The organism is Fructobacillus fructosus KCTC 3544 (genome assembly GCF_001438695.1).
Taxonomy (GTDB): Bacteria; Bacillota; Bacilli; order Lactobacillales; family Lactobacillaceae; genus Fructobacillus; species Fructobacillus fructosus.
Genome location: NZ_JQBH01000007.1, coordinates 89,825 through 98,221 on the forward strand (window position 1 = coordinate 89,825; position 8,397 = coordinate 98,221).

At 45.9% G+C, this 8,397-nt stretch carries 6 protein-coding genes; 5 read left to right on the forward strand and 1 reads right to left on the reverse strand.

Going from position 1 to position 8,397, the window contains the following annotated elements:
• Nucleotides 1-2: 2 nt before the first annotated feature.
• From dnaN to gyrA, 5 genes are all read left to right on the forward strand, one after another.
• The gene (dnaN, locus tag IV71_RS04375) at nt 3-1,124 is read left to right on the forward strand and encodes a DNA polymerase III subunit beta (protein ID WP_056995025.1); all 1,122 of its coding nucleotides are present in this window, start codon (nt 3-5) and stop codon (nt 1,122-1,124) included.
• Between the two features lie 197 nt (nt 1,125-1,321).
• Nucleotides 1,322-1,714, forward strand: a complete 393-nt coding sequence (gene yaaA / locus IV71_RS04380) for a S4 domain-containing protein YaaA (protein ID WP_010691353.1) — start codon at nt 1,322-1,324, stop codon at nt 1,712-1,714.
• Nucleotides 1,705-2,850: a DNA replication/repair protein RecF gene (recF, locus tag IV71_RS04385; RefSeq protein ID WP_010691351.1), complete on the forward strand. Its 1,146-nt coding sequence runs from the start codon at nt 1,705-1,707 to the stop codon at nt 2,848-2,850. Before yaaA ends, recF begins: the two co-directional genes overlap by 10 nt.
• A gap of 16 nt (nt 2,851-2,866) precedes the next feature.
• A complete protein-coding gene (gene gyrB / locus IV71_RS04390) occupies nt 2,867-4,843 on the forward strand; it encodes a DNA topoisomerase (ATP-hydrolyzing) subunit B (protein WP_420889348.1) in 1,977 nt (658 codons plus the stop codon).
• A 25-nt stretch (nt 4,844-4,868) separates the two neighbouring features.
• Nucleotides 4,869-7,343, forward strand: a complete 2,475-nt coding sequence (gene gyrA, locus IV71_RS04395) for a DNA gyrase subunit A (RefSeq protein ID WP_010691348.1) — start codon at nt 4,869-4,871, stop codon at nt 7,341-7,343.
• 64 nt (nt 7,344-7,407) lie between these two features.
• Here the strand turns inward: gyrA and IV71_RS04400 are convergent, their stop codons facing one another.
• Nucleotides 7,408-8,154 (reverse strand): LytR/AlgR family response regulator transcription factor, encoded by a 747-nt coding sequence (locus IV71_RS04400; protein ID WP_010691346.1) that lies wholly within the window; start codon nt 8,152-8,154, stop codon nt 7,408-7,410.
• Nucleotides 8,155-8,397 lie beyond the last annotated feature (243 nt).

The window sequence follows — 8,397 nt, forward strand, 5'->3', positions numbered from 1 at the left end:
CGATTAACCGTCAAGCATTTATCAAGGCCTTGAATGATGTTTCTCGAGCCATTTCATCAAAGACAACCATTCCGATTTTAACGAACTTAAAATTAGACTTAGAAGAAGATCAACTCGTCTTAACTGGTTCAAATGCTGATATCTCCATTCAAATTTCATTAGCAGCCGATGACACGGCAAATGAACTAGTCATTGAGTCAACTGGTGGCATCACGCTTCCGGCGACTTTCTTTATTAACATCGTTAAGCACCTACCAGCAACGAATATGACCCTTTCAATCGAAGGGCTACAGGCACTCATTACTTCAGGATCGGCATCCTTTAAAATTAACGGACAACCTAGTTCGGCTTACCCAAAGCTACCTGAGCTATCAGAGAGCAAATCATTAAAGCTATCAGCAGCTCAATTAATTGAATTAATTGCCCAAACAAAGATTTCGGCTTCCACTCAGGAAAGTCGTCCAATTTTAACGGGAATTCACCTTTCCCTATCAGGTAATCAAATGAAGGCGGTCACAACCGATTCACACCGCCTTTCACAGCGGATTATTACCCTTGTCGGGGCTGAAAACATCGATGATGCCTCCGTTATTATTCCAGCTAAGGCCTTTAATGAGTTGCAGTCCTTGCTTGAAGGTCACAACGTCGTTGAAGTGAAGCTATCGGCCAACCAGGCTGTCTTTATCTTTGGCCGAACGACTTTCTATTCGCGACTCTTGGAGGGAAACTACCCTGAAACCGACCGGTTGATTCCGTCTGAAGCCAACACGGAAATTGAGATCGATGCTGGTGTCCTATCTGGGGCCATTGACCGTGCTTCACTCCTCTCACACGAATCGCGAAATAACGTGGTTCTGCTGACGATTAAAGATCAGCAGGCAGAAATCTCTGGTAACTCCCAAGAAGTTGGTCAGGTGAAAGAAACGCTTTCGGCAGACAAAATTGCTGGGGATGATTTGGAAATTTCCTTTAACCCTGATTACGTCCGCGACGCTTTGCGTGTGCTTCAAGGGAAGACCGTTGAGTTGAAGTTCACCACGAACCTACGTCCCTTCATCATTATTCCTGAAGGTGAAACGGATAATAAGCAACTCCAGTTGATTACGCCCGTCCGGACGTTTTAATTTAAAATTGTAAAAGAATCATAGTACCTAGCCGGTATTGTGGTTCTTTTTTGCTAGGAAAGCGGCAAACGGCTTTTGTCTTTCTTTGGGAAAAGTCACTCAAAGAAGAGAAATTGCTTAAATCAAGCGTTTAGAGGGAAATAGCGATAAGTATGGTATAATAATGGGGTAAGTCTGTTAGGAATTAGGGGTGGCTCATGGCCGAACGATTGGCAATAACAACCGAGTACATTACGCTTCAGCAATTGCTGAAAATCACCAACATTATTCACTCTGGTGGTCAGGCCAAGGGTTACTTGGCTGAGCAACGAGTGTTGTTGAATGGCGAAGAAGAACAGCGTCGGGGAAAGAAACTCTATCCCGGTGACTTGATTGAAACGGCTGGTCAGGATTTTACCATTGACCGTGAGTCGGCGGAAGAGTTGGCCGAGCGTGAAGAGAAAGCAGCCATTTTGGCCCGTTTTCAAAAGCAGCAGGCCAAGTCGGCAAAGGCCAAAGAAAAGGCCATGACAAAGGCTGCTCGTTCTAAGAGGTCGGAGCAAAAGAAACCCTCTCAGAAAAGGCCAACGGGACCTTCTTCGTGGAACTAAGCGAATTAACGCTCAGTCACTTTCGTAACTACGATGAGGCGCACCTGACTTTTCAACCTGGGGTCAACGTTTTTCTGGGACAAAATGCTCAGGGAAAGACTAACTTGTTGGAATGCATTTATGCCTTGGCTTTGGCTCGTTCCCACCGTACAAAGGTTGATAAGGACCTTATTCAGTGGGGCCAGGATCAAGCACGGGTAGCAGGGATTATCGTGAGTCGCTTTGGGAAAACGCCGCTTTCACTGACTTGGTCGAAAAAAGGAAAGCAGGCCCGGGTGAACCACCTGGACCAGTCTCGCCTATCAAGCTATATTGGCCAATTAAACGTCATTCTCTTTGCTCCAGAAGACTTGGACTTGGTCAAAGGCGCTCCCGCCGTCCGCAGACGCTTTATTGATATTGAGTTTGGGCAGATGAACCGAACTTATTTACAGTTGTCGGCGCAATATCGCAAAGTGCTCCGGGACCGGAATGCCTATTTAAAGGCCTGGTCCTTCGGCGGAAAGAAAGATGCTGTCTTTCTTTCGGTATTGACGGAGCAATTGATTGAACTTGCTAGCAAGCTCATTCTTTTGAAGAAACGTTTCTTAACGGAATTAGAACAGGCTGCTGCGCGTATTCATCGTCAGGTGGCGAATCAACAAGAAGAACTTGTTATCCAGTACAAAACGGCGGTGAACGTCCAGGAAATTTCGGACGAAGAGACGCTGAAACAGGCACTGACGCTTGCTTTTGAAAAGCATGCCGATCGTGAAAAAAAACAAGGAACGACACTGGTTGGTCCCCATCGCGATGACTTTGTCATTGAAGTGAATGGGGTGGACGTGTCAAATTTCGGTTCACAGGGCCAACAACGCACGGCGGCACTGGCGCTAAAACTGGGTGAAATTGATTTGATGCACGAAGAGACCGGAGAATATCCGATTTTGCTGCTCGATGATGTCCTGTCCGAACTGGATGCTTCGAGACAAACCCACTTATTGATGACAATCGAAGATAAGGTGCAAACCTTTATTACCGCTCCCTCCCTTTCCGAAGTTGCTCGGTCGTTGATCAAAGAACCTAAAATCTTTTTGGTCAAGGACGGAACAATTCAGGTGGAAGAATCAAATGAGCAAGAGGAGAATCATGGCTGAAGAAGAAAAAAATGAGATGGAAACCGTATCCGTTTCCGCCGAGGATATCGAAAACGCCAGTAAGATGACTACTGATGCGGACGACTATAATGCCGACCAGATTCAAGTCTTAGAAGGGCTTGAAGCGGTTCGTAAGCGTCCTGGTATGTACATCGGAACCACTACTGCACAAGGACTTCACCACCTTGTTTGGGAAATTGTGGATAACGGAATTGATGAAGCCCTTGCTGGTTTTGCAAGCCATATCACGGTTACGATTGAAAAGGATAATTCCATTACCGTAACGGATGATGGTCGTGGTATTCCGGTTGATATCCAAAGTAAGACTGGAAAACCAGCATTGGAGACGGTCTTTACCATTTTGCATGCTGGTGGAAAGTTTGGCGGTGGCGGATACAAGGTTTCGGGTGGACTTCACGGTGTTGGAGCTTCGGTCGTAAACGCCCTCTCGACTTCACTTGATGTTCAAGTTGTTCGTGACGGTCAGCTTTACTACATGGACTTTCAAACGGGTCGTGTAAAGACTGGCATGACAAAAAAGTCTGGTCCGCTTCCAATTGAACGTGGCACAATCGTTCACTTTAAGCCTGATCCTGATATTTTCCAGGAAACAACAATTTTCAATTACCAAACGCTCCTTTCACGTGTCCGAGAACTGGCTTTCTTGAATAAGGGACTGCGGATTTCCATTACGGACAACCGTCCGGATGAACCAGTATCAGAATCCTTCCACTTTGAAGGTGGAATCAAGGAGTACGTTTCTTACTTGGACGAAGGAAAGCAGGTCCTCTTTGACCAACCCGTCTACGTAGAAGGAGAAGAAAACGGCATTGTCGTGGAAGTTGCTCTTCAGTACACGACGGAAATCAAAGAAAACCTCAAGACTTTTACAAACAACATCAACACTTACGAAGGTGGAACACACGAAACCGGCTTTAAGACCGCGTTGACGCGTGTTATTAACGATTATGCCCGTAAGCAAAAGATGATTAAAGAAAACGGTGAGTCATTGACTGGAGAAGACGTCCGGGAAGGAATGACGGCCATCGTGTCGATTAAGCATCCGGATCCCCAATTTGAGGGGCAGACCAAGACGAAGCTTGGTAATTCAGACGCTCGTCAAGCGGTTGACCGCATGTTTTCCGAAACGTTTTCACGCTTTATGCTGGAAAACCCAACGGTTGCCAAGCAAATCGTTGAAAAGGGAACGCTTGCTCAAAAGGCCCGGCTCTCCGCTAAACGTGCGCGTGAAATGACCCGCCGTCAGTCTGGCCTTGAAATTTCAAACTTGCCAGGTAAGTTGGCCGACAATACGTCAAAGGATCCAGAAATTTCTGAATTGTTCATTGTCGAGGGTGACTCAGCCGGTGGTTCGGCTAAGCAGGGTCGTAATCGTTTGACACAGGCTATTTTGCCTATTCGTGGAAAGATTTTGAACGTTGGGAAAGCTTCGTTGGACCGTGTCTTGGCTAACGAAGAGATTCGTTCCCTCTTCACTGCACTTGGGGCTGGTTTTGGGGATGACTTTAACGTTGAAAAAGCCAATTACCATAAAATCATCATTATGACCGATGCCGATGTTGATGGTGCTCACATTCGAACACTGTTACTGACGCTTTTCTACCGCTACATGCGTCCAATGATTGATGCTGGTTTCATTTACATTGCGCAACCGCCTTTGTATGGTGTGACAATTGGAAACGCGAAGCACATGACCTATTTGGACACGGATGAAGAATTGGCCGATTACCTAGCCCAATTGCCATCGAACGCCAAGCCAAAGGTTCAGCGTTACAAGGGTCTTGGTGAAATGGATTACGACCAGTTGGCCGATACGACCATGGACCCAGCAAACCGTCGTTTGTTGCGGGTAGATCCAGCCGATGCGGAAGAAGCGGATGCCGTCATCGATATGCTGATGGGTGGCGATGTGCCACCACGTCGTCAATTCATCGAGGACAACGCGGTCTACGTACAAGACCTTGATATTTAAGCCACTGCTTGATTCGGAGTAAGAAATGCCAGAAGAACAAGATAGTCGTATTAAAAATACCCACCTCGCGCAGCAGATGAAGACCTCCTTCCTCTCCTACGCGATGTCGGTCATCGTCGCCCGTGCTTTACCGGACGTTCGTGATGGAATGAAGCCCGTCCACCGTCGAATTCTCTATTCGATGATTGAGCAGGGCAACACGCCTGATAAACCACACAAAAAGTCAGCTCGTATCGTCGGTGATGTCATGGGTAAGTATCACCCCCACGGGGATTCTGCCATCTATGAATCCATGGTGCGAATGGCTCAGGACTTTTCCTACCGGTATCTTTTGGTTGATGGACACGGAAACTTTGGGTCTGTCGATGGCGATTCAGCCGCTGCCATGCGTTATACCGAGGCTCGCTTGTCGAAGGTTGCCATGGAAATGGTTCGTGACCTGAACAAGGACACGGTTGACTTCGTGCCTAACTATGATGGCGAAGAACGTGAACCCGATGTTTTGCCAGCCCGTATTCCAAACCTACTCGTGAACGGGGCAACGGGAATCGCCGTTGGAATGACCACAAACATCCCAACGCACAACTTGGGTGAAGTCATTTCGGCTTTGCACATTTTGATGAAAAACCCCGCAGCGACAACCGCCGACTTGATGGAAGCTTTGCCTGGTCCTGACTTTCCAACTGGTGGAATTGTGATGGGGAAGGCTGGTATTCGAAAGGCTTACGAAACTGGTCGTGGAACCATTACCATCCGTGCCAAAGTCGATATCGAACAAACCAAGACTGGTCGCGAACAGATCATCGTGACCGAGTTGCCATATGCGGTCAACAAGGCGCGTTTGATTGAGCGGATTTCAGAATTGGTTCGTGACAAAAAGATTGATGGGATTACCGCCATCCGTGATGAATCAGATCGTGACGGACTCCGTATTTCCATCGATGTTCGTCGTGATTCTTCTGCTTCGGTTATTCTCAATAACCTTTACAAGCAGACGTTGCTGCAAACCGGTTTCTCATTTAACATGCTGGCCATTAGCCATGGTGCACCAAAGACACTTTCCTTGAAAGAAATTCTGGAAGCCTACTTGGAGCACCAACGTTCGGTTGTTCGCCGAAGGACACAGTTCGACTTGAAGAAAGCCGAAGCACGGGCCCACATACTGGAAGGTTTGCGGATTGCTCTTGATCATATCGATGAGATTATTCATATCATCCGATCATCAAAGACTTCGGATGAAGCCAAGGGACGTTTGATTGATGGTTATGACTTGTCGGACAAGCAATCCCAAGCAATCTTGGATATGCGTTTGGTTCGCTTAACCGGACTGGAACGCGATAAGATTGAGGACGAATATCAGAAGTTAGTCGCCTTAATTGCTGACTTGAAGGACATTTTGGCTCACCAAGAGCGCATTGATCAGGTCATCTACGATGAACTGCTCGAAATCCAAAACCGGTTCGGGGATGCCCGTCGTACCGAATTACAGGTTGGGGATGTAACCAGTATTGAAGATGAAGATTTGATTGAAGAAGAGGATGTCATTGTAACGTTGACTCACAATGGTTACATTAAGCGTGTGGCGGCATCCGAATTCAAGGCACAAAACCGTGGTGGTCGTGGTGTTCAAGGAATGAATCTGAATGATGAAGACTTCGTGGCACAACTGGCCAATTTGTCGACGCATGATTCGCTCTTCTTCTTTACCAATAAGGGAAAAGTCTATCGAATGAAGGGTTATGAAATCCCTGAATACGGTCGTTCAGCGAAGGGAATCCCTGTGATTAACTTGCTGAACTTCGATCAAGACGAAGCCATCCAAAGCTTGTTAACGGTTCACGGTAGTCCTGCCGAAAGTGAAGACAATCTCTTCTTTGTTACTCGTAAGGGTGTCGTTAAGCGAACGAAGGTGCAGGACTTTGCTAACATTCGGACTTCCGGATTGAAGGCGTTGACACTGCGCGAGGACGATGAAATTCTAAAGGTTTTGGAAACGAATGGTGAGCAAAACATCATCATTGCTACCCATAATGGCTATTCCGTCACCTTTGCTGAAGAAGCCGTTCGTTTGATGGGTCGTTCGGCTGCTGGTGTTCGTGGTATCAACCTTCGCGAAGGCGATGAAGTGGTTGGTGCGGATATTCTGGTGCCAGACAGCAAGGTGCTCATCATTACTGAAAAGGGTTATGGTAAGCAAACCGCTGCAGCCGAATATCCGGTTAAGGGCCGTGGCGGTAAAGGAATTAAAACGGCAACCATTACGGAGAAGAACGGACCACTGGCCGGAATGGTCACGGTTGATGGCGATGAAGACATCATGGTTACCACAAACCTTGGTGTGATGATTCGATTCTCAATTGCTGATGTTTCAACAACTGGTCGTTCAACTCAGGGTGTTCGTTTAATTCGTTTGGAAGATGATTCCAAGGTTGCTACTTTTACAAAGTTGGAACCCATGGCTGATGAAGCGGATGTAGAAGAAGCATCCCAAGATAACTAATTAGTACAAAGCTAGCGAATGCAAGCGCTAAAAAGCCGGTCGATAAAATATCGACCGGCTTTTTTTAGTTCTTTTGTAAGGAGGCAGATGTGCGCGGGTTTTCAGATGGCCAACGAAGAATTTCTCTTAGCCGACCAGCGTAATGGCGCGAAACGGGAATGCGATCACCAGTTATCAGTAATAACATGTGTTCGTCTGCATGATAAGCATGCAAAAAGGCAACATTAATCATAAATGACGAGTGAACGCGGTAAAGATTCTTATGACATGATTCAATTTCACGCATGGAAGCACGAATCCGTGAAACATGGTTCTCCTCATGGATGAATAAGTGATGACTGCCACTGTCGGTTGTTAGGTAGATGATTTTGTTTAAATCAAACAAACGACTATTAGCACCATCCGGTAGCCGAATGGGGATGGGGCGAGACTCATGCATTTGACGAAGGTTTTGTTCGGCACGGGAAATAGCCCGAAGTAACCGGGCAAAAAAGGATGTACTGAAATCACGCTTAATGATAAAGTCAAGAAGACCGATTTGCGCTTCAAAACATTTTTCGGCAAGAGTGGCCCGTTCAGCAATCATAATTAGCTGGCTATCTGGATCATGTTGCCGAATAATTTTAGCAGTTTGTAAGCCGGCTTCATCAAAGGAACGAATTGAGGAGTCCAAGATAATAATCTGTCCATGATTGGTTCGACCCAGTGCATGGAGGAGTGAATTAGGTGTTTCAAAGAAGAGCGAATCGACAAGTACCTTTTGAAGGTAGCGTCGATCTTTTGCTTTGTCGGTTAAAATGTAGCAAGGCATGGCTATCTCCTTTTCTATAAAAAGAATCTTTCTAATAATATTATACGAAATCATGACGAAAAAAGTGATGATTAATTTAAAAAAATAAATTTTAAAATCGAAAAGTAAAAAATATAAAATAAAATAGCTCAAAAAGTCTAATAAAATTTGGCCAAATGGGAAGTCATCAAAAATCTAATAAAAAAATCAAAAAAAGCATTGACCAAGAGGAAGAAAGTCAGTATACTAATTATTGTTCCTTGC